The organism is Streptomyces sp. bgisy130 (assembly GCF_057708345.1).
This window is the reverse complement of sequence record NZ_JBYISA010000008.1, coordinates 172,358-196,978: the sequence shown is the minus strand read 5'-3', so window position 1 is coordinate 196,978 and position 24,621 is coordinate 172,358. Positions and strand designations below refer to the sequence as shown.

Annotated in this window: 22 protein-coding genes and 1 pseudogene; 7 read left to right on the top strand and 16 right to left on the bottom strand. The window is 72.5% G+C overall.

Translation table 11 applies throughout. The annotated features are described in order from the left end of the window. Positions 1-35: 35 nt before the first annotated feature. Positions 36-1,409: an ROK family transcriptional regulator gene (locus AC3EUV_RS14050; protein WP_432141867.1), complete on the bottom strand. Its 1,374-nt coding sequence runs from the start codon at positions 1,407-1,409 to the stop codon at positions 36-38. A gap of 70 nt (positions 1,410-1,479) precedes the next feature. On the opposite strand from AC3EUV_RS14050, the gene AC3EUV_RS14045 reads away from it, so the two are divergent. Next, positions 1,480-2,709 carry an MFS transporter gene (locus tag AC3EUV_RS14045; protein ID WP_435603015.1) on the top strand — a complete coding sequence of 410 codons (1,230 nt, stop codon included), beginning with the start codon at positions 1,480-1,482 and terminating at the stop codon, positions 2,707-2,709. 105 nt (positions 2,710-2,814) lie between these two features. Here the strand turns inward: AC3EUV_RS14045 and AC3EUV_RS14040 are convergent, their stop codons facing one another. Next, complete coding sequence (locus AC3EUV_RS14040; RefSeq protein WP_432141865.1) at positions 2,815-3,318, bottom strand: acyl-CoA thioesterase; 504 nt, start codon at positions 3,316-3,318, stop codon at positions 2,815-2,817. Positions 3,319-3,547: 229 nt separating this feature from the next. On the opposite strand from AC3EUV_RS14040, the gene AC3EUV_RS14035 reads away from it, so the two are divergent. Further along, the gene (locus tag AC3EUV_RS14035) at positions 3,548-4,108 is read left to right on the top strand and encodes a cysteine hydrolase family protein (protein WP_432141864.1); all 561 of its coding nucleotides are present in this window, start codon (positions 3,548-3,550) and stop codon (positions 4,106-4,108) included. A gap of 170 nt (positions 4,109-4,278) precedes the next feature. Further along, a complete protein-coding gene (locus AC3EUV_RS14030) occupies positions 4,279-4,689 on the top strand; it encodes a RidA family protein (protein WP_235464658.1) in 411 nt (136 codons plus the stop codon). A gap of 75 nt (positions 4,690-4,764) precedes the next feature. Here the strand turns inward: AC3EUV_RS14030 and AC3EUV_RS14025 are convergent, their stop codons facing one another. Continuing rightward, positions 4,765-6,018 (bottom strand): erythromycin esterase family protein, encoded by a 1,254-nt coding sequence (locus tag AC3EUV_RS14025; RefSeq protein WP_435603014.1) that lies wholly within the window; start codon positions 6,016-6,018, stop codon positions 4,765-4,767. Positions 6,019-6,300: 282 nt separating this feature from the next. Next, the gene (locus AC3EUV_RS14020; protein WP_435603013.1) at positions 6,301-7,686 is read right to left on the bottom strand and encodes a uracil-xanthine permease family protein; all 1,386 of its coding nucleotides are present in this window, start codon (positions 7,684-7,686) and stop codon (positions 6,301-6,303) included. Positions 7,687-7,881: 195 nt separating this feature from the next. On the opposite strand from AC3EUV_RS14020, the gene AC3EUV_RS14015 reads away from it, so the two are divergent. Then, positions 7,882-8,631 carry a DUF5995 family protein gene (locus tag AC3EUV_RS14015; RefSeq protein WP_432141861.1) on the top strand — a complete coding sequence of 250 codons (750 nt, stop codon included), beginning with the start codon at positions 7,882-7,884 and terminating at the stop codon, positions 8,629-8,631. Between the two features lie 135 nt (positions 8,632-8,766). Here AC3EUV_RS14015 and AC3EUV_RS14010 read toward each other — a convergent pair whose 3' ends face one another. The 3 genes from AC3EUV_RS14010 to AC3EUV_RS14000 form a co-directional block, all read right to left on the bottom strand. Beyond that, complete coding sequence (locus AC3EUV_RS14010; RefSeq protein ID WP_432141860.1) at positions 8,767-10,467, bottom strand: flavin monoamine oxidase family protein; 1,701 nt, start codon at positions 10,465-10,467, stop codon at positions 8,767-8,769. A 93-nt stretch (positions 10,468-10,560) separates the two neighbouring features. Next, on the bottom strand, positions 10,561-11,376 hold the full coding sequence (locus AC3EUV_RS14005; RefSeq protein ID WP_432141859.1) for a carbon-nitrogen hydrolase family protein: 816 nt from the start codon (positions 11,374-11,376) through the stop codon (positions 10,561-10,563). 300 nt (positions 11,377-11,676) lie between these two features. Beyond that, positions 11,677-12,612, bottom strand: coding sequence for a LysR family transcriptional regulator (locus AC3EUV_RS14000; protein WP_432141858.1), 936 nt, complete (start codon positions 12,610-12,612; stop codon positions 11,677-11,679). A gap of 54 nt (positions 12,613-12,666) precedes the next feature. Between AC3EUV_RS14000 and AC3EUV_RS13995 the strand changes: the two are divergent. Together AC3EUV_RS13995 and AC3EUV_RS13990 are read left to right on the top strand one after the other, a co-directional pair. Further along, positions 12,667-13,047 (top strand): annotated as a pseudogene (locus tag AC3EUV_RS13995) (MFS transporter); the annotation flags it as partial. Further along, positions 12,956-14,116: an MFS transporter gene (locus AC3EUV_RS13990; RefSeq protein ID WP_435603012.1), complete on the top strand. Its 1,161-nt coding sequence runs from the start codon at positions 12,956-12,958 to the stop codon at positions 14,114-14,116. The pseudogene AC3EUV_RS13995 and the gene AC3EUV_RS13990, both read left to right, overlap by 92 nt. Before the next feature lie 23 nt (positions 14,117-14,139). Here the strand turns inward: AC3EUV_RS13990 and AC3EUV_RS13985 are convergent, their stop codons facing one another. The 9 genes from AC3EUV_RS13985 to fmt form a co-directional block, all read right to left on the bottom strand. Then, positions 14,140-14,595 carry an Lrp/AsnC family transcriptional regulator gene (locus AC3EUV_RS13985; protein ID WP_432141856.1) on the bottom strand — a complete coding sequence of 152 codons (456 nt, stop codon included), beginning with the start codon at positions 14,593-14,595 and terminating at the stop codon, positions 14,140-14,142. Positions 14,596-14,605: 10 nt separating this feature from the next. Next, a complete protein-coding gene (locus AC3EUV_RS13980; RefSeq protein WP_432141957.1) occupies positions 14,606-16,078 on the bottom strand; it encodes an amino acid permease in 1,473 nt (490 codons plus the stop codon). Between the two features lie 381 nt (positions 16,079-16,459). Continuing rightward, entirely contained in the window at positions 16,460-17,923 is a 1,464-nt protein-coding gene (locus AC3EUV_RS13975) for a GuaB1 family IMP dehydrogenase-related protein (RefSeq protein WP_432141855.1), read from the bottom strand. 177 nt (positions 17,924-18,100) lie between these two features. Beyond that, the gene (locus AC3EUV_RS13970) at positions 18,101-18,544 is read right to left on the bottom strand and encodes a barstar family protein (protein ID WP_432141854.1); all 444 of its coding nucleotides are present in this window, start codon (positions 18,542-18,544) and stop codon (positions 18,101-18,103) included. Then, positions 18,541-19,008, bottom strand: a complete 468-nt coding sequence (locus tag AC3EUV_RS13965) for a guanyl-specific ribonuclease (protein ID WP_432141853.1) — start codon at positions 19,006-19,008, stop codon at positions 18,541-18,543. The genes AC3EUV_RS13970 and AC3EUV_RS13965 overlap by 4 nt, the downstream gene beginning before the upstream one ends. A gap of 172 nt (positions 19,009-19,180) precedes the next feature. Continuing rightward, positions 19,181-20,197 carry a sugar-binding transcriptional regulator gene (locus AC3EUV_RS13960; RefSeq protein WP_432141956.1) on the bottom strand — a complete coding sequence of 339 codons (1,017 nt, stop codon included), beginning with the start codon at positions 20,195-20,197 and terminating at the stop codon, positions 19,181-19,183. A 219-nt stretch (positions 20,198-20,416) separates the two neighbouring features. Continuing rightward, positions 20,417-21,100 carry a ribulose-phosphate 3-epimerase gene (gene rpe / locus AC3EUV_RS13955; protein ID WP_432141852.1) on the bottom strand — a complete coding sequence of 228 codons (684 nt, stop codon included), beginning with the start codon at positions 21,098-21,100 and terminating at the stop codon, positions 20,417-20,419. Between the two features lie 54 nt (positions 21,101-21,154). Further along, a complete protein-coding gene (locus AC3EUV_RS13950; protein ID WP_432141851.1) occupies positions 21,155-22,588 on the bottom strand; it encodes an RsmB/NOP family class I SAM-dependent RNA methyltransferase in 1,434 nt (477 codons plus the stop codon). Positions 22,589-22,836: 248 nt separating this feature from the next. Next, positions 22,837-23,781 carry a methionyl-tRNA formyltransferase gene (gene fmt, locus AC3EUV_RS13945; RefSeq protein ID WP_432141850.1) on the bottom strand — a complete coding sequence of 315 codons (945 nt, stop codon included), beginning with the start codon at positions 23,779-23,781 and terminating at the stop codon, positions 22,837-22,839. Positions 23,782-24,032: 251 nt separating this feature from the next. Here fmt and AC3EUV_RS13940 point away from each other — a divergent pair, with 251 nt between their 5' ends. Continuing rightward, positions 24,033-24,587: a hypothetical protein gene (locus tag AC3EUV_RS13940; RefSeq protein WP_387242838.1), complete on the top strand. Its 555-nt coding sequence runs from the start codon at positions 24,033-24,035 to the stop codon at positions 24,585-24,587. Positions 24,588-24,621 lie beyond the last annotated feature (34 nt).

The window sequence follows — 24,621 nt, the reverse complement described above, 5'->3', positions numbered from 1 at the left end:
TACGGGATCTGTTCCCACCCCCCGGACGGGTTACCTCAGGGACGGGGAGCCGCCTCCGGGCCCGCGGCTCCGAACAGGTCGTTCTGTGCGGCGTCCCGTGCGGCGAGCACCGCGCCGAGGAGTACCGCCCGTCCGCCCACCGCCCCCGCGCGTACTTCGGTACGCAGCGGGGAGAGCCGGGCCAGATGGCCGGTGACCCGGTCGGCGAGCTCGGTGCCGCCGCCGCGGCCGACCTCACCGCCGAGCACGACACACCCGGGGTCGAGTACGGCGCACACGGCCGCCACGCCGAGGGCGATCCGTGCGGCCAGCGCGTCGAGGAAGGCGGCACCGGCGTCGCCGGCGGCCACGGCGGACCGGACGAGGGACTCGGCGGGCGGGCCCTCGGTGGGCCCGGCGGCCTCGGCGCCGGACGATGGCTCGTTCGCCCCGTCCGGCCCGGCGGCAGTCTCGGACGACGGCTCGTACGCCCCATCCGCCACCCCCGTGGCGCCCTCGGCCGACGGCTCATACGTCCCATCCACCGCCCCAGTGACGCCCCCGGGCGACACACCGTGTTCCGCCGCGAGGGTGCAGATCGCGGCGGAGCCGGCCAGGGAGTGGAAGCCGCCGTCGCAGCCGCTCGCGGAGGGTAGGGCGCCGGTGCCGGGGACCGGCAGGAAGCCGATCTCGCCGGTGCCGCCCGAGGCGCCGCGCCGTAGCGCGCCGTCCAGGACCACGGCGGCGCCGGTGCCGTGGCCGAGCCAGAGCAGGACGAAGGTGTCGCGGTCGCGGGCCGCGCCGTCGCGCTGCTCCGCGATGGCGGCGAGATTGACCTCGTTCTCCAGCAGGACCGCGACGCCCGTGCGTGCGCGCAGCGCGGCGACCAGCCCGGCGTGCCAGGACGAGGCCCAGTCGGTGTCGGCGAGTCGCCCGGTGGCGGGGTCGACCAGGCCGGGCGCGCCGACGGCGATGGTGTGCGGCGCGGGTGCGCCCGCCGTGGCGAGTGCCTTCTCCACGGCGGCGAGGGCGGTGGCGACGGCCGTGTCGGGGGAACCGTCCGGGCCGATGGCGACGGTGTGTTCGGTGCGCACCCGGCCGAGGAGGTCGGCGACCGCGACGGTGATGCTGTGCGTCCGCAGATCGAGGCCGACGAGATGGGCCCGGTCGGCGACGATCCCGTAGAGCCGGGCATTGGGCCCGCGCCGCTGCGCACCGCTCTCGCCGACCACGGCGATCAGCCCGGCCTCCTGGAGACGTTCGACGAGGTCCGCCACGGTTGGCCGGGACAGTCCGGTCAGTGACTTGAGCTGACCTGCCGTCAAGGGCCCCTCGGACTGGAGGAGTTGGAGCGCCAGCCGATCGTTGATCAGCCGGGCCGTGGTCGGGGAAGCGGTGCGGCCGGCCGCTGCCGTGCGCGGTGCATGCATGGCGGGAGTCTTTCATTCGGCCGGATCAACCGCCTTATTATCAGGCAGGGTTCCTGATAATTTACCGCGCATGGCTGGCATCAGCGTTCCCGACGGCCCCACCCCACTCCCCCACCCCGAGCTGCGCCGGGCGCGCCGGTCCATTGCCGCGGTGTTCCTCATCCACGGCTCGGTCACCGGCAACTTCGCGACCCGCATCCCCTGGATCCAGGACCACGCCGCCATCTCACCGGGCCAACTCGGCCTGGCCCTCGCCTTCCCGGCGATCGGCGCGTCCCTGGCGATGCCGCTGGCCGGCCGGATCAGCCACCGCTTCGGCGCCCGCACCGCGCTGCGCGGCCTGCTCGCCCTGTGGACCCTGTCGCTGATCCTGCCCGCCCTCTCCCCCGGCCTCTACGCACTGTTCCCGGCGCTGCTGATGTACGGCGCGGCCTCCGGGATGTCGGACGTCGCGATGAACGCGCTGGGCGTGGAGACCGAGGACCGGCTCGGCAAACCGATCATGTCGGGGCTGCACGGGATGTGGAGCGCGGGCGCCCTGCTCGGCTCGGCGGCCGGCACCGTCGCCGCGCACGCCGGCTGGGACGCCCGGCTCCATCTGACCGGCGCCGCCCTCGTCTTGACCCTGCTCGGCGCGCTCGCCTGCCAGGGCGTACTGGATCTGCGCAGCACCCCCGAGGAACACCCGCCGCCGCGCTTCGCGCTGCCGCCGAGGTCGGCGCTGATCATCGGGGCCATAGGGTTCTGCGCGGTGTTCGCGGAGGGCGCCGGGCTGGACTGGTCGGCGGTCTACCTCCGCGACGAGCTGGGCACCGACGCGGGTCTGGCGGCCGCCTCCACCACCGCCTTCGCCTGCACGATGGCGGTCGCCCGGCTGGCCGGTGACAAGGTGGTGGCCCGGTTCGGTGCGGTGCGTACGGTGCGGGCCGGCGGCGTACTGGCGACGGCCGGTGGTCTGCTGATCGTCGTGGCGCGGCACCCGGCCATGGCGATGGGCGGGTTCGGCCTGATGGGCCTCGGGATCGCGGTGGTGGTCCCGCTGGCCTTCGCGGCCGCCGCGCGCAGCGGCCCCGCCCCCAGCCAGGCGATCGCGGGCGTCGCCACGATCACCTACACCTCCGGCCTCGTCGCCCCGTCCGCGATCGGCGGTCTCGCCCAAGCGACCTCACTGCCGGTGTCGTTCATGCTGGTCACGACGCTGGCGTGCGGGCTGGTGGCGGGCGCGCGGGTGCTGGGGGCGCCGAGTCGTACGGCGTCGGGGAGCGCTCCGGCGGTGGCCGGGGATCTGGAGAGGTCGTGAGCGCGGGTGTTGGATGGCGGAAGCACCCGAGCAGGAGTGCCCGCCCAAGGCCCGGCGGGGCTCAGACCGCCAGCGTCTCCGTGCCCTCCCACGGCCCGGCGAGACTCAGGCCGCCTCCGCCTCCCTGCCCGTCTCGGTGCCCGTGCCCTCGCCGGCCTCCTGGCGGAGCAGCCGGCCGGCGATGGCGCGGGCGCGGTCGGACCACGGGGTGGGGCGCAGCGTCTGCGCGTCGACGCGGACGAGCACCCGGTGGCCCTGGGCGTAGGTCTCGGTGCCGTCGGCCGAGCAGAGCCGGAAGCCGTAGGTGAGGCCGGTGCGACCGAGGCGCTCGACCCAGAGGTGCGCCGCGTACCGGCCGGGCCGGGTCATCGGGCGCTCATAGGAGACCTTCATCTCCTTGATGACATTGCACATATCGCCCGCGGCGGCCCAGTCACCGTCGAAGGTGAAGCCCTGGCCGTGCCAGTACTCCGCCCAGGCCCGCTCGGCGAGCAGCGGATAGCGGGAGTTGTGGAGCATGCCGAGCGCGTCGAGGTCGTCGAAGTGGACGGTGACGGGCACCAGTTCGCCGTACGGGGCGGTGCTGGCCTGAAGGGGTTCGACGCTCACGAAGGGTGCTCCTGGTTTCTCGCGCTGACCGGCACTGTTGGTGCGAAGGGTGCTGCCGGGACGGGTGAGGCCCGTACGACGAGCCGGGGCCATGGTAAGCGGCTGCTTAGCTTGCCCGTTCGCCGGGATGCCTGGAGGGGGGAAGACCGTGCGTGGCGCTCTCCCCAGACTTACTCTCGTTCCCGATCAAGAACGCTCGTCCCCGATCAAGAACGGACGGTAGACAAGCATGGCGAACAGCGCCCTACTCGTGATGGACGTCCAGCAGGACATCGTCGACATCGCCGACGACGGCTCCGGGTATCTGCCGCGCCTGCGCAGAGCCATCGACGGCGCCCGGGCGGCGGGCATCCCGGTGATCTACGTGGTCATCGGCTTACGGCCGGGCAATCCTGAAGTCAGCCCTCGCAACAGGGTGCTCACCTCCCTCGTGCAGGAGGGCCTCTTCACCGAGGGCGCCCCCGGCACGGCGATCCATGAGGATGTGGCGCCCCGGCCGGACGACATCGTGGTCACCAAAAGGCGGGCGAGCGCGTTCTCGGGCAGTGACCTCGACGTGGTGCTCCGGGCTCGCGACATCGACAGCCTGGTTCTCACCGGCATCGCCACCAGAGGCGTGGTGCTGCACACCCTGTGCCAGGCCAACGACCAGGACTTCGGCCTCACCGTACTGGCCGATGCCTGCCTCGATACCGAGCCCGAGGTCCACCAGTTCCTCACCGAGCGGCTGTTCCCGCAGTGGGCAGATGTGGTCGCGGTCGAGGACTGGCTCCAAGCCATCGCACCGTAGTAGCCGGAGGCCGCCCGGGCCTCACGTGGTCTCGCAGGTGGCATCCCCTCCCCCTGCGAGATCGCGCCACCTCCGCCTCGCCCCTTCCCCGCCCCGGAAATTGCGTCGACCGCGAAGTCGATCCTTGAGAAGGTCATAGGCGCCCCGGATCCACCGCGAAAGGAATGCCCGTGCCACGCGCCGTCACCTTGATTCGCTCCGCATCCCTGTCCGATGTCGCCGAGTACGCCTATGCGGCCACCGCCCCGGCCGAGTCGCGGCTGATCTTCCTCGCCGGTGCCTGTCCGCTGAACGAGGACGGCTCCACTGCGGCGATCGGGGACGTCGCGGGGCAGGCGGCCAAGGCCGTGGAGAACCTGCGGACTGCTCTGGCGGATGCCGGTGCGTCACTGCACGACGTCATCAGCACCCGCGTTCTCGTGGCCTCCACCCGGCAGGAGGACCTGGTGACGGCGTGGGAGGTGGTCCGGGACGCGTTCGGTGACCACGACGTGCCCAGCACGCTGATGGGGGTCACCGTGCTCGGCTACAACGACCAGCTGGTAGAGATCGAATCCGTCGCCGCCGTGCTCGATTCCTGAGCCGCCGGAGCGTCCTTGCCGGGGCGGCCTGCCCCTGCTGCGCACGCCACCTCCCCCCGTCCCGAGCCGCGGCGCTCAGCCCTCCCCCGCCGCCGGCAGGAGGCGGGAGCAGCTGGAGCGGGCGACGAAGGCGAGGCCGTCGTAGTCGTCGGCCGGGACGAGGGGGGCTACGTGGAAGCGGTAGGTGAGCCGGGGGACGCCGGCGCCGAAGCTGCGTTGGGCGTGCGGGGTGTGCAGCCATGATGTGGCTTGCGGGGAGGGGGCGTTGGTGCGCAGGTCGGTGTAGTAGTTGCCGGGGAGGGCGGCCGCGAGGCGGGCTTCGAGGGTGCGGGTTCCGGTGCCGATGCGGGTGCGGAGGGGCGGGGCGTGCAGGCTGTGGCCGCGGCGGGCGAGGAAGGTGCCGTTGCCGAAGAGCAGGGCCAGTGCGTAGTAGTCGTCACCGTAGCGGTCCCGGAGCCGGCTGCCGAGTGCGGGTACTCCGTCGCCGTAAGTTCCCTTGGCGATATGGCCGTTGTGGGCCCAGACGATGACGCGCGCGGCGGGGTCGTCGTCGAGGAGCCGCGTCACGGCGTCGGCCATGTAGCGGTCACGGGCGGCGAAGACGCTGTTCTCGCCGGAGGGCGGGTCGGCCGAGCGGGTCACCAGGTCGGCGGCGCGGGTGAGGATGCGGGCGTGTTCCAGGGCTTCGTCGGCGGTCTCGGGTGTGGTGTGCCGGGCGAATTCCGTGTGGTGGTGCTCCAGGAAGGCGGCGAGGGTTCCGGCGCGGTGCAGGAGGGCTTGTGTCGGGTCGGGGTGTGCGGCGGGGTGGGCCCGGGCCAGTGGCGCCAGTTCGGGTACGTCCTGGGCCTGTTCAGGGGCCACTTGGTACAGGAAGCTGTCGAGCGCTTCGAGGGAGTCGGTGCAGCGCTGGGGGTCCATGCCGACGAGGCGCACCTGCCGGTCCTCGGGCAGGTCACGGTTGTGGGTGCGCAGCCACTGGACGAGGCCGAGCATCTCCTCGGTGCGCCAGGTCCAGAAGCCCAGGCGGGTGATGAGGCGCGCGGGGTCCCCGGTGCCGTGGCGGACGTAGGCGTCCAGGGCGCGGGTGGCGGACGCGCTGGCTTCCAGGGCGAGAGTGGTGAAGCCCGCCTCGCGTACCAGGAACTCCACGATGCGGTGTTTGAGCCGGAAGAACTCGCGGGTGCCGTGGGTGGATTCGCCCAGGCCGACGATCCGCACGTCCCGCAGGGTGGTGCCCAGGGGTTCGAGGTCGTCGTGGGGAGCGCCCGGGGTCAGCGTCCCCAGTGGCCTGGCGTGCTCGGTCAGCCAGCGCACGAGGTCGTCGGGCACGGTGGTGGTCTCCTCCCTGGGCAGCGGGAGGGCGCCGCAGCGCGCCCTCCCGTGCTACCGCACTTGAGCATGTGTCCGTTCATGGCCTCCGGGCACGCGGCGAAGGTGTTCTGAAGGTCTCGCACGGCGCTTCCGGATGTCCGTGCCCGGAATACCCGCCCGGTCATGATGACGACAACTCCGTTCATGCCTGTCCGGTGGTATTCGGCCAACGCTCGGCGCGACCTCCTGCCAGCGACGCGGTCTGCCGACCGCACGGTTCTCGGTACGTTCGAGCAGGCATCAGTCGTCCCCGTCGCCACGCTCCCCGTACTCACTGGTCCCGGCGTCGAGGAGGGGCGTGCGGGGCCGGCCCGCCACCCTGGAGAGCCAGCGCAGGGAGTGGTAGCCGGTGAGGACGGTGAGGGTGCCCAGCGCGATGCCGCTCAGCTCGAAGTTCTCGGTGAACTTCAGCGAGACGCCGCCGATGGCGATGATGATCCCGGCCGCGGCGGGAATGAGGTTCAGGGGGACCGAGAAGTCCACCTTGTTCCGCACCCAGATCTGGGCGCCCAGCAGGCCGATCATGCCGTACAGGATGACGGTGATACCGCCCAGCACCCCGCCGGGGATCGCCGCCACCACCGCGCCGAACTTCGGGCACAGGCCGAAGAGCAGGGCGAAGCCGGCCGCCGCCCAGTAGGCCGCGGTGGAGTAGACCCTGGTGGCCGCCATGACGCCGATGTTCTCGGCGTAGGTGGTGGTGGCGGGGCCGCCCACCGCGGTCGACAGGACGGTTGCCGTGCCGTCGGCGACGATGGCCACGCCCATTTTGTCGTCCAGGGGGTCACCGGTCATGGCGCCGACCGCCTTGATGTGGCCGGCGTTCTCCGCGATCAGCGCGATGAGTACCGGCAGCGCGACAAGGATCGCGGAGGCGGAGAAATTCGGTGCGTGAAAGGTGGGAACGCCGATCCAGTCGGCCTTTTCGACGTCGGAGAAGTCGATGCGCCAGTGGTCCGTGAGCTTGCCCGCGCCATTGACGGAATGAATCTTTCCCGCGGTGCGGTCGAGAATCCAGGACAGGGCGTAGCCGAAGACCAGGCCCAGGAAAATGGCGATCCGCGACCAGAAGCCCCGGAGCACGACGAGCGCGAGTCCGGTGAACATCATCGTCGCCAGGGCCGTCCACTGGTCCTGCGGCCAGTACGTGGAGGCCGTGACGGGGGCGAGGTTGAAGCCGATCAGCATCACGACCGCGCCGGTCACCGTCGGCGGGAGCACCGCGTGGATCACCCGGGCCCCGACGACATGAATGGCGATGCCGCAGCCGGCCAGGCAGGCGCCCACCACGAGCATCGCGCCCGTCAGGGTGCCGGCATCACCACCCTGGCCCGCGATCACGACGGAGACGCCCACGAAGGAGAGTGAGGAGCCCAGGTAGCTGGGGATGCGTCCGCGGGTCATCAGCAGGAAGAGCGCGGTGGCGACGCCGGACGCCATGAGGGCGAGGCTGGGGTCCAGGCCCATCAGCACGGGGGCGACGAAGCAGGCGCCGATCATCGACACCACGTGCTGGGCGCCGAGGGCGATCGTCCGCCCCCAGGTCAGGCGTTCGCCGGGCCTGACCACCTCGCCGGGCTTCAGATGGCGCCCGTCCCCATGCAGTTTCCACCCGAAGCCGGCCATGATCACTCTCCACTCTGCGACGCCCTGCACGTCACAGAGCCGAGGTGATTCATAGTCGAACGACTTGCGTCTGGACAAACCGAAGCCGCGGGGAATGCGGGTGGGCCACCAGCGGGCGCGCCGTCGATTACCCCGTTCCGGTCATCGGCGACCGGTGCACCTCACTATCCGCAATTCCCCTGTCACGCTGAGTGGATGACGACAATTCAGGAATACGGCGGTCCCGGCGGCCGTACGGACCCGGCCGGGGGACCCGCCGCCCGTCCCCCGACCGCCGCGGGGCCCGGTGTGGCGGAGGTGCTGGCCCGGATGCGGGCGCTGGCCGCGGGGCTGCCCGCCGAGGACGGGGTGGCCGTCTTCAACGGGGTGTACCTGGCCGTCACCGAAGCGGTGGCGGGGCGCCTCGGGGACGGGACATTCCAGGATCCGGCGGCCGCCGGCGAGCTGGACATCCGCTTCGCGCGGCGTTACTTCGACGCGGTGGAGGCCGCGGCCGCCGGACTGCGGCCGCCGGCCTGCTGGCGGCCGCTCTTCCAGCTCCGCCGCCATCCGGGGGTGCGTCCGCTCCAGTTCGCATTGGCCGGGATCAACGCCCACATCGGCCACGATCTGGCGCTGGCCGTATTGGACACCTGCCGGGCGCTGGAGTGTGAACCGGCGGCGCTGGAGCACGACTTCGACCGGGTCGGCGGGGTGCTGACGAGCCTGGAGGAGCGGATCCGTGAGCTGCTGATGCCCGGCCCCGATGTGCTGGACGTCGCCGATCCGCTGACGCATCTGATCGGGTCGTGGAGCCTGGACAAGGCCAGGGACGGTGCCTGGGTCGCGGCCCGGGCGCTGTGGAGCGTACGCCGGCTGCCGGATGTGACCGAGGAGCTCACCGAGCGGCTGGATGCCGGGGTGGGCCTGGTCGGGCGGATGCTGCTGACTCCGCTGCCGGGCTGATCCCGAACCCGGCACGGGCCGCCGCTGCGCCGCGCTCCGGCGGTACGAGCGGGCAGGCTGCCACTACCCGCACCGCGCGGTGCGGCGAAGGCGCAGGAGTGGATCACCCGGTGTGACCCACTCCTGCCACCCGCCTCAGTCCTCCGGCAGTTCCACCGGTGCGATCTCGTCGTAGACATCGCCCGGGCCCGGGTTGGTGGCGTCCGTCGTGCCGCCGAAGTGGTGCATCACGCCCCACACCGCGTTCAGCGCGGTCTGCACCGCGCCCTCGGCCCAGCCGGCCGTCCAGGAGATGTCGTCGCCCGCCAGGAAGAGGCCGCGCTTGTCCTCGGGGAGGCGGTCCTGCATGAAGTGCGTGAACAGGCGTCGCTGGTAGCGGTAGTGGCCGGGCAGGTTCGCCTTGAAGGCGCCCATGAAGTACGGCTCGTTCTCCCAGGAGACGGTGACCGGGTTGCCGATGATGTGCTTGCGGATGTCGACCTTCGGATAGATCTCCGAGAGCGACTTCAGCATGACCTCCATCCGCTCGTTCGCCTCCAGCGGCAGCCACTTGAGGCTGTCGTCGCACCAGGTGTAGGAGAGGCAGATGACGGCGGGCTCGTCCGGGCCGTTGTCGAGCAGGTAGGTACCGCGGGTCATCCGGTCGGTCAGCGTCATCGACATGACGTCCCGGCCGGTGTCCTCGTCCTTGTCGAGCCAGAAGGGCCGGTCGACGGGGACGAAGAGCTTGCTGGACTCCATGTAGTGGGTGCGCTCCATCGCCGTCCAGTGGTCGATGGGGAAGAGCGAGTCGTCGCAGGCGATCTTGCTCAGCAGCATCCAGGACTGCGCGGTGAAGACGGCGGCCTCGTAGGTGCGGATGTCGCCGTGGGCATCGGTGACGGTGATGCGGTTGCCCGCGGTGCGGTTGAGGCGGGTGACCGCGGGCCGGGGCGTACCGTCGTGCAGCGACGACAGCGAGGTGCCCGGCGCCCAGTGCACGATCTTCGCTGGCTCGCGCTCCCACAGGCGCAGCGGCAGCTGCTGGCTGCCGCCGACGATGCCGCGGTGGTGGTCGTCGGCCTCGGTGTAGACGACCCGCAGGATCTCCAGGATGGAGTTGGGGAAGTCGGTGTCCCAGCCGCCGGTGCCGAAGCCGACCTGGCCGAAGATCTCCCGGTGGCGGAAGGACTTGAAGGCCGTCGAGTCGCAGAGGTAGCCGTAGAAGGTCTGGTTGTCGAGCTTCTCGACGAGCCGGGCCCAGATCTCGCGGATGCGCGGGACGTCGCGCTCGCGGATCGCCTGGTTCATGTCGGAGAAGTCCGCGCCCTCCTCCAGGCAGGCGTTCCAGGCGTTCATGACCTGGTGGTAGACCTCGGGGAGGTCCTCGACGGTACGGGCGTAGTGCGACTCGCCCTTGAGGTCGACGACGGTCGACGGGGTGTCCGCGGCCAGCGGGTTGGGGAACGGCGTGGTCGTCAGGCCCACCAGGTCGATGTAGTGCTGGAGCGCCGTCGAGGACGGCGGGAAGCGCATCGCGCCCATCTCGGCGGTCAGGCCCGCGGCATCGGCCGGGGTGCCCTCGAAGCCGACGGTCCGCAGCCGGCCGCCTATCTGGTCCGCCTCGTAGACGACGGGCTTGAGGCCCATCTTCATCAGCTCGTAGGCGGTGATGATGCCGGAGAGGCCGCCGCCGATGACCGCGACCTCCTTGCCGTGCTCGGTCGCGGGGATCTGGCCGAGGCCCGCCGGGTGGGCGAGGAAGTCGTCGTAGGCGTACGGGAAGTCCGGGCCGAACATGGTGATCGGCGGCTGGGCATCCGCGTGGTGGGCGGCGGTGGGCACCGTGGACGTCATCGGGGACGAGCTCCTTGCAGACAGGGCACAGCAGGCAGGGCAGCGCAGGCCGGGTGGGCCGGCCTGCGGCGGATCGGGGGGCGGGGGGTCAGGTCACGTCAGCGGGCCGTACAGCTCGGGCCGGCGGTCGTGCAGATAGGGGTTGTCCGCGCGGGACTGCTTCAGGAAGGCGGCGTCGACCTCGGCCCGGACCAGCTGCTCGGTGCGGCCGGCGCGGGTGCGGACCACACCGTCCGGGCCGGCCAGGCAGCTGAGGCCGACGAACTCGAACTCGCCCTCCGCGCCGACCCGGTTGACGTACGCGACATACATCTGGTTCTCGAAGGCGCGGACCGGGATGACGGACTCGGCGACGAACTGGAAGGGGTGCATCTGCGCGGTGGGCACCAGCAGCAGATCGGTGCCGGCCAGCGCATGGGCCCGGACGTTCTCCGGGAACTCCACGTCGTAGCAGATCATCACGCCGATCCGGAGCCCGGCCAGCTCGGCCTGGACGACGGCCCGCTCCCCCGGGGTGAACCATTCGCGCTCGAAGCAGCCGAAGAGATGGGTCTTGCGGTAGTTCGCGAGGCGCTCGCCCGTGGGGCCGATGAGCTGCGCGGAGTTGTACACCGCGGCGCTGTCGGGCTCGTCCTGCGCGGCGCGCTCGGGGTAGCCGTAGAGCACCGCGATGCCGTGCTCGGCGGCGATCTTCCCGATGGCCTGCGCGCCGGCGCCGTCGGCGGTCTCCGCGAGGCGGTGGACGTCGCCGCCGATGGCATAGCCGGTGAGGAAGAGCTCGGGGCAGGCCAGCAGTCCGGCGCCGGTGGCCGCCGCAGCGCGGGCCGCGTCCTCGATCACCCGCAGATTGTGCGCGACATCGCCGGGCCGGCCCGAACTCTGGAGCAGGGCGGTGTGCAGCGACGTCATGGGACCCCTCGGCGAGACGGTGCGGGTGGACGCATTGACGGTACGGGCCGCCGGTGATCCGGGACAAGGCGCCACCGTTGCGTGCCGATGGACGATTCATTGCGCGTTCAAGGGACTGTGCGGAGATTCGTTGCGCCGGCGCCGCAGCGGCCCCGGGCGGCCGCCCGCCCGTCGCCTCGGCGCGCGCCGGGCCGCAGGTCAGCGCCCGGGTCAGCGCGCTCCTGAGCACCCGGGGGTCAGGTTGGCGGTCACCGGTCGAGGACGGTGACGGTACGGTCGAGGACGGTCACGGTACGGAGGTCAGACCCCGTCGGGCGGCACGTCCCGCAGGCTCTCCTGGACCGTCTCCCGTACCAGCCCGCGCAGCCAGCGGTGTCCCGCGTCGGCCTCCTGGCGCGGGTGCCAGGCCATCTCCATGGCCAGCGGCGGCAGTTCGAGCGGGATCGGCAGCGTGCGCAGGCCCAGCCCGCGGACCGTCGCCACCCCGGCCCGCTCGCTGGTCAGGCCCACCGCGTCGCTGTCGCGGACCATCATCAGCGACGCGGCGAAGGTCGGGACGGTGGCGATCACCTTGCGCCGCAGTCCGCGGGCGGCGAGCGCCGCGTCGACCGGCCCGGTCAGCCGGCCGCGGCGGGAGAAATTGAGGTGTGCCGCGTCGGCGAAGCGGCGCGCGGTGAGTTTCCCGGCGGTCAGCGGGTGGCCCGCGCGCACCACCGCGACGTTGCGGTCGACGAACAGCTCCTCCCTCCGGATCTCCGGCTCATGGCTGTCGATGACACCGAGCTCCAGGTCCGCGGCGCCGTCCCGCAGCAGCGGCACATCGATATGGCTCTCGCCGAGGAAGCGCAGCACGACCTGCGGCGCTTCCTCGGCGACCCGGGCGACCAGGCGCGGCCCGAGGGAGGTGACGAAGAGGTCGTTGGCGTAGAGGGTGAACACCCGGGCCAGCTGGGCCGGGTCGGCGGGCGCGGACGGGGCCAGGACGCCGTGGGCCGCCTCCACCAGCCGGTGCACCTCGGCCCTGATTTCCAGGGCGCGCGGGGTGGGCACCATATGGCGCCCGGCGCGCACCAGGACGGGGTCGCCGATCGTGCGGCGGATACGGCCGAGGGCGCGGCTCATGGCCGGTCCGGAGAGGCCGAGCCGGTCGGCGGCCGCGGTCACACTCTGCTCTTCGAGCAGGGCGTCCAGCGCCGTCAGCAGATTGAGGTCGATGTTTGCGTTTCGCGCAATCATGGAGTGCGCCCCTTGCATTTGAGGTCAACTGAACGGGACCTTAGCGTCCCGGTCATGACCTCCACCGTTTCCCCTCCGGACTCCCCTCCCGCATCCGCCGGCCGGCTCGCCCGGCGGCGCCCGGTGACGGCCGCGATGTGCGCCTGTGTGCTGGTGGCGCAGTCGCTGGTGGCCGCGATGAACCTGGCGATACCCAAGATCGCCGCAAGCGCTCTGCACCCCTCCCCCGCCCAGCTGTTGTGGATCGTCGACACCTATGTGCTGGTCTTCGCGGGGCTGTTGATCCCGGCCGGTGCGCTCGGCGACCGGGTGGGCCGCAAGGGGGTGCTGCTCACCGGGCTCGGTGTGTTCGCCGCGGGCGCGCTGCTGTGCGCGCCGGCGACCACGCTGCCGGTGCTGCTGGCGGGCCGGGCCCTCTCGGGCGCGGGCGCCGCGCTCCTGGTCCCCGCGACCATGTCCGTACTCCTGCACACCGCGCCGCCCGACCGCCGGGCCGGGGGCCGTCGCCGCCTGGAGCACCGCGGTCGGGATCGGCGGGCTGGCGGGCAATGCGGGCGGCGCGCTGATCCTGCAATTCCTGCCGTGGCAGGGGCTGTTCTGGGCGTATGTGCCCCTCGCCCTGGCCCTGCTGGTCTGGGTGGCGACGGCCGCGCCACGGATCCCCCGGCAGACCGCGACGCTCGATCTGCCGGGCTCGGCACTGCTGGTCCTCGGGGCGGCGGCGCTGCTCTTCGGCATCATCGAGGGCCCGGGGCAGGGCTGGGCCTCGACCACGGTGACCGGCGCGTTCGCCCTGGCGCTGGTGGTGTTCGCGCTGTTCGTCCGGCACGGGCTGCGGGCCGCGCACCCGGTGCTGGACCCCCGGCTGTTCCGGCTGCCGCGGCTGCTCGCCGGGAGCCTCGGTATCGCCGTCACCTTCTTCGGGATGTTCGCGCTGTTCTACGTCAACGCCCAGTTCCTCCAGTACGTGAAGGCGTACTCGCCCCTCCAGACGGGCTGCGCCATCGCGCCCCTGGCCCTCGGGATGATGGCGGTGACGAAGTACGGCCTGCGCTGGGTGCGGCGGGTCGGCGAGGCCAGGACGGTCGGTGCGGGACTGGCGCTGATCGCGGCCGGTCTGCTGCTGCTCGCCACCGCGGACGCCCGCACTCCCTACCTCTGCTACCTGGCGTTTCTGCTGGTGATGGCGGCCGGTGCGGGGCTGGCGATGCCGACGCTGTCGCATGCGATCGTGGCGTCCGTACCGGCCCACCGCGCCGGGATGGGGTCGGGACTCCAGGGCGCGGCGCGGGAGTTGGGCGCGGCGCTGGGTATCGCCGTGGTGGGCACGGTGCTGTCCGTGCGCTTCGCCGCGGGGACCGGGCACGGCGCCACGACGGTCACCGCGTTCGCCGACGCCACGGCGCTGGGCTACCGGATCGCGGCGGGTGTGGTGCTGGTGGTGGGAGGTGCCGTGGTGTGGGGTCTGCGGGCCGGCGCCCGGGCCGGGCGCGGCGGGTCCTGAAGGAAAGCCCGCCCCGCGGTGGGTCAGCCCGGCGCGCCCGAGCTGTAGCGCCGCAGCAGCGGGGAGAGCACCAGCACGGACTTGGTCCGCTCCACGAACGGCTCGCCCGCGATCCGCTCCAGCACCCGTTCGAAGTGCCGCATGTCGGCGGCGAAGACCTGGACGACGGCGTCCGCCTCACCGGTGACGGTGGAGGCGGACGCCACTTCCGGGTAGCGCGACAGGCCGCGGTGGATCGCCTCGGGCGAGGTGTTGCGGCGGCAGTAGAGCTCGATGAACCCCTCGGTCTCCCAGCCGAGCGCGGCCGGATCGACCCGTACGGTGAATCCGGTGATCGCGCCGTCCGCCCGCAGCCGGTCCACCCGGCGCTTGACGGCCGGTGCGGACAGCCCGACCTCCTGGCCGATGTCGGCATAGCTGCGGCGGGCGTCCTCGGCGAGGGCGTGGACGATGCGTTCGTCGAGATCGTTCAGTCGCACTGCGGGTGGATCACTTCTCTGCGGTGGCCAATCGGGAGCGGCGCATGCCGTATCCGAAGTAGACCACAAGGCCCACGGCCATCCAGACACCGAAGACCACCCAGGTCACGGCGCCGAGGCTGCCCATCATGTAGACGCACAGCAGGAAACCGATCGCCGGGAAGAGCGGCGAGAGCGGGGTGCGGAAGCTGCGCGGCATGTCGGGCCGGGTGCGGCGCAGCACGATCACCGCGACATTGACCAGCGCGAAGGCGAACAGGGTGCCGATGCTGGTGGCGTCGGCCAGCTCGCCCAGCGGCACCGCCGCGGCGAGCACCCCGCAGAACAGCGAGACGATGATGGTGTTGACGCGCGGCGCACCGCTCTTGGGGTGCACCTTGGAGAACACCTTCGGCACCAGCCCGTCCCGGGACATCGCGAACAGGATGCGGGTCTGGCCGTAGAGCACGGTCAGCACGACGCTGGCGATGGCGATGACGGCGCCGAAGGCGAGCAGCACGGCCCACCAGCTCTGGCCGGTGACCGCCTTCATGATGCCGGCCAGCGCGGCCTCCGAGCCCTCGAACTTCTGCCAGGGCATCGCGCCCACGGCGATCGCCGCGACCAGGCAGTACAGCGCGGTGACGATCACCAGCGAGAGCATGATCGCGCGCGGCAGGTCGCGCTGCGGGTCCTTGGCCTCCTCACCGGCGGTGGAGGCGGCGTCGAAGCCGATGTACGAGAAGAACAGGGTCGCGCCCGCGGCACTGACGCCCGCCATGCCCATCGGCATGAAGTTCGCGTAGTTGCCGGACCGCACGCCCTGGATGGCGACACCGCAGAACAGCAGCAGCGCGGCGATCTTGACGACGACCATGATCGTGTTGGCGCGGGCGCTCTCCTTGGCGCCGCCCAGCAGGAACACCATCGCCAGCAGCACGACCAGCAGGGCCGGCAGGTTGAAGACGCCGCCGTCACCGGGCGGCTGGGACAGCGCGTCCGGGATGGTGAAGCCGAAGACGCCGCTGAGCAGCTCGTTCAGATACTCGCCCCAGCCCACGGCGACGGCCGCGACCGAGACGCCGTACTCCAGGATCAGACACCAGCCGCAGACCCAGGCGACCAGCTCACCGAGGGTGGCATAGGCGTAGGAGTACGAGGATCCGGAGACCGGGATGCTGCCGGCCAGCTCCGCGTAGGACAGTGCGGAGAACAGGGCGGTGACGCCGGCGATCACGAAGGCGAGGATGACCGCGGGCCCGGCGTCCGGGACGGCCTCGCCGAGGACCACGAAGATGCCGGTGCCGAGCGTGGCCCCGATGCTGATCATGGTCAGCTGCCACATGCCCATCGAGCGGCGGAGCGTTCCCCCCTCGCCCTTGCCGCCCTCGGCGACCAGCCGCTCGACGGGCTTGCGCCGCATCAGCCGAGTGGCCAGGCCCCCTGACGAGGGGGGCCGGGGGTCGCTGTCCCCTGCGGGCGGGGCTGCGCCGTGCTCCAACACTGGGGTGGCTCCTTTATCGCTGCCGATCAGATGACGGGTACGGATGACGGCGACCGGCAGCGGTCGGTACAAGGGCATGCCGGAGCACACCGCAGCAGGAGACCGCCGAGCAGGCGGTCTCCGCCACTCCACGTACAGCGCTTGACCTTACGGCCCGCCGCTGACCTGCCGTAATGCAGGTTCTTTGCGCAACAGTGCACGATCGTTGCGCACCGGCGCGGCGGGCGGTCGTTCGTTGCGCGCCAGGTCCCGATCGTACGGGTTCCGCTGCCTGGCACCGACCGGGGCCCCTGGTTCCACTTAGCCGAACGGCCCCGCACCGAGTCGGTGCGGGGCCGTTGAGCGGCGGCGGCGACGGCCGGTGAGCGGCCGTGTGACGCGTCAGTTCCAGCTGTCGTGCAGCGGCTTGCCCTCGGCGTAGCCGGCGGCGCTCTGCACACCGACCACGGCCTTCTCGGCGAACTCCGCCAGGGAGGCCGCGCCCGCGTAAGTGCAGGAGCTGCGGACGCCCGCGATGATCGAGTCGATCAGGTCCTCGACGCCGGGGCGCGCCTGGTCGACGAACATCCGCGAGGTGGAGATGCCCTCCTCGAAGAGCCCCTTGCGGGCCCGGTCGTAGGCCGACTCGTCGCTCGTGCGGTTGCGCACCGCACGGGCCGAGGCCATCCCGAAGCTCTCCTTGTACGGCCGGCCGTCGGCGGTGTGCTGAAGATCACCGGGCGATTCGAGGGTGCCGGCGAACCAGGAGCCGATCATGACGTTGGACGCGCCCGCGGCCAGCGCCATGGCGACATCGCGGGGGTGGCGGATACCGCCGTCGGCCCAGACGTGCTTGCCGAACTTCTTGGCCTCGGCGGCGCACTCCAGCACCGCGGAGAACTGCGGCCGGCCGACACCGGTCATCATCCGGGTGGTGCACATCGCGCCCGGTCCGACGCCGACCTTGATGATGTCCGCGCCGGCCTCGATCAGATCGCGGACGCCCTCGGCGGAGACGATGTTGCCCGCCACGATCGGGACCTGCGGGTCCAGCGCCCGGACCGCCTTGATCGCGCTGATCATCGACTCCTGGTGACCGTGCGCGGTGTCCACGACGAGGGTGTCCACACCGGCCGCCAGCAGGGCCTTGGCCCGGCCGGCCACATCGCCGTTGATGCCGACCGCGGCCGCGATCCGCAGCTTCTCGTCGGCGTCGGTGGCGGGGGTGTACAGGGTGGCGCGGAGCGCGCCCTTACGGGTGAGGATGCCGATCAGCATGCCGTCCGCGTCGACCGCGGGCGCGAGCTTGCGGTTGGCCGCGTCGAGGCGGTTGAAGGCTTCCCGCGGGTCGATGTCCGCGTCCAGGACCAGCAGGTCCCTGGACATGACCTCGGCCACCTGGGTGAAGCGGTCCACCCCGGCCAGGTCGTGCTCGGTGACGACGCCGACCGGGCGGCCGCTCTCGACGACGATGCCCGCGCCGTGCGCCCGCTTGGGCAGCAGCGCCAGGGCGTCGGCCACGGTCGCGACCGGGGACAGCACGATCGGCGTGTCCAGGACCAGATGACGGCGCTTGACCCAGGTCACGACGTCGGTGACGACATCGAGCGGGATGTCCTGCGGGATGACGACCAGGCCGCCACGGCGGGCCACGGTCTCGGCCATCCGGCGGCCGGCGATCGCCGTCATGTTGGCGACCACGAGCGGGATGGTGGTCCCGGTGCCGTCGTGCGAGGCCAGGTCCACGCTCTGGCGGGATCCCACGGCGGAGCGTCCGGGCACCATGAACACATCGTCGTAGGTCAGGTCGTAGGGCACCGAAGAACTCTCTTCGAGCGCGCCGTTCTTCGGGTTCAGGAATCGCATATGGCCAGGATACGGGCCCTGACCAGGGGTCATATGATTGTCCGAGCGCTTTGTCGGGCGTGTGTGCGATCCCCCAAGGGCCCTCGCGGCGCCCGGTGGGTCCCCGCCGTGCCGGGATGCTCCGCACGGGCGGCGGACCGCGTGGCATCGCCGCTGGTCGGGCGGCCGCGGCCGCCGCTAGGCGCCCTGCCGGGCCCGCCCCCGGGCCATGATCACGGCCAGTCCGGCGTCCGTGTCCCGCCAGTAACCCACCGCATCCGCCAGCACACCCTCGACGATGCTCCACTGATCGGGCGCCGCGGCCGCATATCCCTGCCAGCCCGTCACCACGAGCAGCCGGCCGCGGCCGGCCGGGCACCAGGACAGATCGGTGAGGCAGTCGGCGAGCGCGTCCCAGTTGCGGCCGAACCACTCCGGCAGCCGCAGCGCCCCGGCACACCGCTCCATGAAGGCGGCCTTGTCCGCGACCCCGTCGAGATCCAGGGACGCACCGGTCCAGCCGGCGTCCCGGGCGGCGGCCAGCGCGTCCGCCACCGCGCGCTCCGCGGGCCAGGGCAGCACCCCCGGGGGCGTGCTGCCGTCGAGCACCGCGGCGAGCGGCCGGGGTACGGGAGCCGTCATCGGAGCACCGCCTTGAAAGACCGGTAGTGATCTTCGGTGTAGTACGTCTCATGGCTCTGACCGGTGACGAGCCGTCGGGCGCCGCGGTCCGGTGCGCCCGGCGTGGGCACGGTGTACTCGTGGTAGTAGCCGCGCGGCTGACGGGGCAGCAGTCGCTCCCGGTTGCCGAAGACCGTCCCGTCCTGGGCGTACGGGAAGGGACCGCCGGCGTCGATCAGGCGCAGGGTGTCCCGTGCCTGCGAGGGCAGCTCGCCGACCGGCACGACCGGCATGCCCTGCGCCCAGTCCGGTACGCCGGAAGCGCGCGGCGTACCGTCGACGGCCGTGGCGGTGGACCGCGGCGCCGCCTGCGAACTCCCGTTGGCACCACCGCCCGTGGCACACCCGGTCAGCACCAGGAGCAGCCCGGCGAGCAGCGCGCCGACGACGGCGACGGCGCGGCGCGGGGAGAAGCGGATCACCATGCGCCGATGCTGTCACAGGGGCGCGCGGGCTGCTCGTCGATGAGCGCGGGCCGGGGCCCATCGGGGGGCGCGGTCCGGGCTCACGCGGGCCGCCGCCCGGCGCCGCCTCCGGGCCCCGCTCCGGCTCTATGTCCGGGCCCGGCTCCCCGTCCGGCTCCGGCTCCGGCCTACGTCACGCCCCGTCAGGGTCCGCCCGGTCCAGTGCGGGGCGCGGCCCCGGGCCGGTCTCCAGCAGCAGATGGTCGGCGGCGGCGGTGTCCGTGACCAGGCTCGTCACCAGCCCGGAGCGCAGCACCGCACCGATCGCGGCGGCCTTGCGCCCGCCGCCCGCGATGGCGACGACCTCCGGGATCCGGCGCAGCCGGTCCGCCTCGACGGTGATGCACCGCTCGCCGAGGTCCCGGCCGATCCGGCGGCCCTCGGCATCGAAGAGGTGCGCGGACATCTCGGCGGCGGCACCCAGCGAGGCGTAATGCTCCCGCTCCTGCTCCGACAGCATGTCGTAGACGGTCGAGACGCCCGGCTCCCAGGAGCCGATGGAGACACAGGCGACGGTGACCTTGTCGAAGTAGTCGAACGCGCGGGCAATCCCGGTCTGGCGGCGCAGCGCCTCGGCCGTCGCCGAGTCGGGCAGCAGCATCGGCGCGTAGATCGGGTGCGCCTCGCCCCCGGCGACGTCCGCCGCGCGGCGCACCGCCTCGACGGAGCCGCGGTCGGCGGTCCCCGCGTCGTAGACACCGGTCAACTGCACGACGGTGCACGGCGGGAGGCGGTGCAGCGCGGCGGCCATGTGAATGGTCGACCGGCCCCAGGCCAGCCCCAGCACATCGCCCTCGGCGACCAGCTCGCCCAGCAGGTCGGCCGCGACCTCGCCGAGGTTCTCCGGGTCGGCGGCGTCCTCGGGCGGGGCCTGGCCGCCGAAGGCGGGGGGAGCGTCGGCGGGCGACTCGACGACCACCGCGTGCCGCAGGCCGTAGCGGGCCCGCAGGGCGTCGGAGCGTTCGGCGTCCAATTCGGAGGGCACCCGGATCTCGATCCGTACGAGATCACGCTCCAGCGCCGTCTCCAGCACCCGCGCGACCTTGAACCGGCTGACGCCGAATTCCTCCGCGATCTGGATCTTCGACTTGCCCTCAAGATAGAAACGGCGGGCCATGGCCGCGGCCTGCACCAGCTCGGCAGGGCCCATTCCGGACTGTGGGCGGCTGGCTACCACGAAATTCTCCCCTTTTGCGCATCTGATCGAGTCTTTGCTCATCCTTTCAGAAACCCGGCGGCAACGGGGACCATCAGCGCCCCGACCCTCATGAACGCTCGGTGGCGCCCCGCGCAAGCGGCGCCGCGGCCCCGCCACGAGGAGATTCCGGTGGCCGGAATGGACCGGTCCGCCCGCGCCCCGCTCCGGAATTCAGTGCGCGCAGCCCCAGCCCGCCGCCGCGGTCGCCGTCTCGGCCTTTTCCCGCAGGTCCCGGACCGCCTTCGCCGGATCGTCCGCGCCGTACACCGCGGAGCCCGCGACGAACACATCCGCGCCCGCCTCCGCGCACCGCTCGATGGTGGCCGCGGAGACCCCGCCGTCCACCTGAAGCGCCAGCTGAAGGCCGTGCCGGGAGATCAGCTCACGGCTGCGGCGGATCTTCGGCAGCATGATGTCCAGGAAGGCCTGGCCGCCGAAGCCGGGCTCCACGGTCATGATCAGCAGCATGTCGAGCTCGGGCAGCAGATCCTCGTACGGCTCGATCGGCGTGGCCGGCTTCAGCGCCATCGACGCCCGTGCCCCCTTGGCCCGGATCTCCCGCGCCAGCCGCACCGGCGCGGCCGCCGCCTCCACATGAAAGGTCACGGAACCGGCCCCGGCCTCGATGTACTGGGGCGCCCAGCGGTCCGGGTCCTCGATCATCAGATGCAGATCGAGCGGGGTGTCCGTCGCCTTGCTCAGCGACTCGACCACCGGCACACCAAGGGTCAGGTTCGGAACGAAGTGGTTGTCCATGACGTCGACGTGCAGCCAGTCGGCGCCCTCCACCGCCTTCGCCTCCTCGGCAAGCCGAGCGAAGTCCGCGGACAGAATGCTGGGGTTGATCAAGGCCATGCCCCCCAGTATGGCGTGCGCTCCGGGGGGCCCGGGAGGGGGGACGGCCGTCTCTCAGGCCACCCGCCGCAGCAGGGCCAGGTACATCGCGTCCGTGCCGTGCAGATGGGGCCACAGCTGGACGTCCGGGCCGTCGCCGAGGGCCGGGACGCCGGGCATCAGGGGGCGGGCGTCGATCCACTCCGTCTCGAACGGCTCGCCGCCCCGGCCCTTCAAGACGTCGTCCACCACGGCGCGGGTCTCGGCCGGATGCGGTGAGCAGGTCGCATAGCCGACGACGCCGCCGATCCGGACCGCCGCGAGCGCCTGCCGCAGCAGCTCGCGCTGGAGCGGGGCGAAGCCGTCCAGGTCCTCGGGGCGGCGGCGCCAGCGGGCCTCCGGGCGGCGGCGCAGCGCGCCCAGGCCGGTGCACGGCACGTCCACCAGGACCCGGTCGAAGGCGCCGGGCCGCCAGGCGGGGCGGGTGCCGTCGGCCGCGATGACCGCGTACGGGCCGGGGTTGCCCTCCAGCGCCCGGGCCACCAGACGGGCGCGGTGCGGCTGCTTCTCCGACGCCAGCAGGGCGGCGCCGCGCTGCGCGGCGAGCGCCGCCAGCAGCGCCGCCTTGCCGCCGGGGCCGGCGCAGCCGTCGAGCCAGGCGCGGTCGGGGCCCTCGACGGGCGCGTTCGCCAGCGCCAGGGCGACGAGCTGACTGCCCTCGTCCTGCACCCCGGCACGCCCCTCGCGCACCGGGTCCAGCGCGCCCGGCTCGCCGCCTTCCGCGAGCCGCACCGCGTACGGGGACCAGCGCCCGGGGAGCGCGCTCTCCTCGCCGGCCACCGTCAGCAGTTCCTCGGCGGTGCTCCGGCCGGGCCGGGCGACCAGGGTCACCTCGGGGCGTTCGTTGTCCGCCTCCAGCAGGTCCTCGATGCCGGCCCGGCCGCCGCCGAGCGCGTCCCACAGGGCGGAGACGATCCAGCGGGGGTGCGCATGCACGAGGCCGAGGTGGTCCTCGGGGTCCTTGTCGTACTCCGGGGCGACCCGCTCCAGCCACCCGTCCAGGTCATGGGCCGCGACCTTGCGCAGCACCGCGTTGACGAACTTCGCCCGGCCGTCGCCCAGCACCACTCGCGCCAGTTCGACGCTGGCGCTGACCGCGGCGTGGCTGGGGATACGGGTGCCGAGCAGCTGGTGCGCCCCGAGCGTCAGCACGTCCAGGACCGGTGGGTCCACCTCGCGCAGCGGCCGGTCCACGCACTGCGCGATGATCGCGTCATAGGTGCCCTGCCACCGCAGCGAGCCGTACACCAGCTCCGTCGCCAGCGCCGCGTCCCGGGCGTCGAAGTCACCGCCCTCACGCGCCTTGCGCAGCAGGGGCGGCAGGACCAGATTCGCGTAGGCGTCGCGCTCGTCGACGGCCCGCAGCGCCTCGAACGCGAGGATCCGGACCGGGTCCTTCTGCGGGCGGCGATAGGGCTTGCTGGGGCGACGGCGCGGCTGCTGACTCACAGAAAAGGTGCTCCGGATACAGGAAGAGGGATCCCTCCCAGCCTACGTGGACTCGGTGGCGGCGTCCCCGGGGGAGGGATGGGGGTGCAGTGGGCGGCGCGGGCGGTGCGGGCGACGCGGGCGGTGCGGGCGACGCGGGCGGTGCGGGCGACGCGGGCGGCCGCCCCTCGGGAATACCGGCCCGCCCCCGTCACGTTGTGGCCCCGAGGGGGCGCTCGCACCCCCTACGGGATGTGTTCGCCCGCCCCCTAATGCCTGTCCCCCAGCCGCTCCCCGCCTTCGATGCGCACCCCGCGCGCCCAGTCCGCGGCCTTCATCGGCTTCTTGCCCTGCGGCTGGACCCAGATGAGTTCCACGGGGTGGCTGCCCGTGCCGACGTGGACCGCCTTCTTCGTGACAGCGAGTTCGCCGGGCGCCAGGCCCAACTCCGCGTGGTCCACCGCGGAGACGGCCGACATCAGCTTGAGCCGCTCACCGCGGAAGACCGTCCAGGCGCCGGGCGCGGGCGCGCAGCCACGGATCACCCGGTCGACCCGCAGTGCGGGCGCCGCCCAGTCCACCTTCGCGTCCTCGACCTCGATCTTCGGGGCGAGCGTGACGCCCTCGGCCGGCTGCGGCACCGCCTGGAGCGTGCCGTCCTCGATGCCGTCCATCGTCGCCACCAGCAGCCCGGAACCGGCGAACGCCAGCCGGGTCAGCAGATCGCCGCTGGTGTCGGTCGGCCGGACCTCCTCGGTCAGCACGCCGAAGACCGGGCCGGAGTCCAGGCCGGTCTCGATCTGGAAGGTCGAGGCGCCGGTCACCTCGTCCCCTGCAAGCACCGCGTGCTGCACGGGCGCCGCGCCCCGCCAGGCAGGCAGCAGCGAGAAGTGCAGATTGACCCACCCCTTGGCGGGGATGTCGAGCGCGGCCTTCGGCAGCAGCGCACCGTAGGCGACCACCGGGCAGCAGTCCGGCGCGATCTCCCGCAGCCGGGCCAGAAAGTCCTCGTCGCGCGGCTTGGCGGGCTTGAGCACCTCGATGCCCGCCTCCTCCGCACGCTCCGCGACGGGGCTGGCGACGAGCCGGCGGCCGCGTCCGGCGGGGGCGTCGGGCCGGGTCACCACGGCCACGACCTCGTGCCGGTCCGAGGCGATCAGGGCATCGAGGGCGGGTACGGCGACCTCGGGGGTGCCGGCGAAGACAAGCCTCATGGGTGGCGAACTACCTCTCACACGCAGCGGAACGACACACCAGTCTATGGGTCCCGCAGGAGGCCATGGGCGGTGGTTCGAGGGGGCGTACACGATTTCCCGCGCCTTGTAGGAAAGCTCGTACGCCCCCATACCGTGACCAGAGCCGCTGCTGTCGCGTTGGTCAAACAGCATTGACCCGGGCCGGGCCGCTTTGGCGGCCCGCTCGTCACACATCCTTCCTATTTCACGCCGGTTCGAGAGGCTTGCTCATGGCCGACCACGCAACCCACGACGCCCAGGCGCGCGCCAGCCTGCATCTCCTGGTGCGGGACATCGAGCGGGTGCGCCGGCAGGTGGACGCACTGCGCACGCTGACCGCTCAGCTCGGCAACGTCTACCGGCCCCGACGCACGGGCCCCTCCGCGGGCTTCGTCGTCTACGGACGCGCGCCCGCTCCGACGGTGCGCCTTGCCCAGGAACTGCGGGACAGCGTCGAAACCCTTGTCACGGCCGCGGTCGACTTCGACCGATCGCTGGGATTCTCGTGGGACGCGGTGGGCTCGGCGCTCGGCGTCACCAAACAGGCGGTACACCGTCGTTACGGTGCCCGCAGAGCCGCGGCCCAGCCCGCCGCGGAGGCCAACGGCGCCGAGCCGGCGGTGCGTTCGCCCGAGGCCACCGCGACCCGTGCGGTGACCGTGGCCGCGGGGCTGCCCGGCGCTCCGTCCGTCCCGGCCGCCCGGTCCATGCCCGCCCAGCCCTCCGCGGCCGCCCGTGACGAACCGGCCCGGCCGGGCGCCTTCCCCGGCCCCCGCAACGGCTGAACCACCCGCGACACCGGGCGCCTTCGCCCCCACG

Coding starts and splice junctions, on each gene's coding strand:
- AC3EUV_RS14050 (WP_432141867.1), bottom strand. CDS start 1,409: ATGCATGCACCGCGCACGGCAGCGGCCGGCCGCACCGCTTCCCCGACC.
- AC3EUV_RS14045 (WP_435603015.1), top strand. CDS start 1,480: ATGGCTGGCATCAGCGTTCCCGACGGCCCCACCCCACTCCCCCACCCC.
- AC3EUV_RS14035 (WP_432141864.1), top strand. CDS start 3,548: ATGGCGAACAGCGCCCTACTCGTGATGGACGTCCAGCAGGACATCGTC.
- AC3EUV_RS14020 (WP_435603013.1), bottom strand. CDS start 7,686: ATGGCCGGCTTCGGGTGGAAACTGCATGGGGACGGGCGCCATCTGAAG.
- AC3EUV_RS14015 (WP_432141861.1), top strand. CDS start 7,882: ATGACGACAATTCAGGAATACGGCGGTCCCGGCGGCCGTACGGACCCG.
- AC3EUV_RS14010 (WP_432141860.1), bottom strand. CDS start 10,467: ATGACGTCCACGGTGCCCACCGCCGCCCACCACGCGGATGCCCAGCCG.
- AC3EUV_RS14005 (WP_432141859.1), bottom strand. CDS start 11,376: ATGACGTCGCTGCACACCGCCCTGCTCCAGAGTTCGGGCCGGCCCGGC.
- AC3EUV_RS14000 (WP_432141858.1), bottom strand. CDS start 12,612: ATGATTGCGCGAAACGCAAACATCGACCTCAATCTGCTGACGGCGCTG.
- AC3EUV_RS13975 (WP_432141855.1), bottom strand. CDS start 17,923: ATGCGATTCCTGAACCCGAAGAACGGCGCGCTCGAAGAGAGTTCTTCG.
- AC3EUV_RS13970 (WP_432141854.1), bottom strand. CDS start 18,544: ATGACGGCTCCCGTACCCCGGCCGCTCGCCGCGGTGCTCGACGGCAGC.
- AC3EUV_RS13965 (WP_432141853.1), bottom strand. CDS start 19,008: ATGGTGATCCGCTTCTCCCCGCGCCGCGCCGTCGCCGTCGTCGGCGCG.
- AC3EUV_RS13960 (WP_432141956.1), bottom strand. CDS start 20,197: ATGGGCCCTGCCGAGCTGGTGCAGGCCGCGGCCATGGCCCGCCGTTTC.
- rpe (WP_432141852.1), bottom strand. CDS start 21,100: ATGGCCTTGATCAACCCCAGCATTCTGTCCGCGGACTTCGCTCGGCTT.
- fmt (WP_432141850.1), bottom strand. CDS start 23,781: ATGAGGCTTGTCTTCGCCGGCACCCCCGAGGTCGCCGTACCCGCCCTC.
- AC3EUV_RS13940 (WP_387242838.1), top strand. CDS start 24,033: ATGGCCGACCACGCAACCCACGACGCCCAGGCGCGCGCCAGCCTGCAT.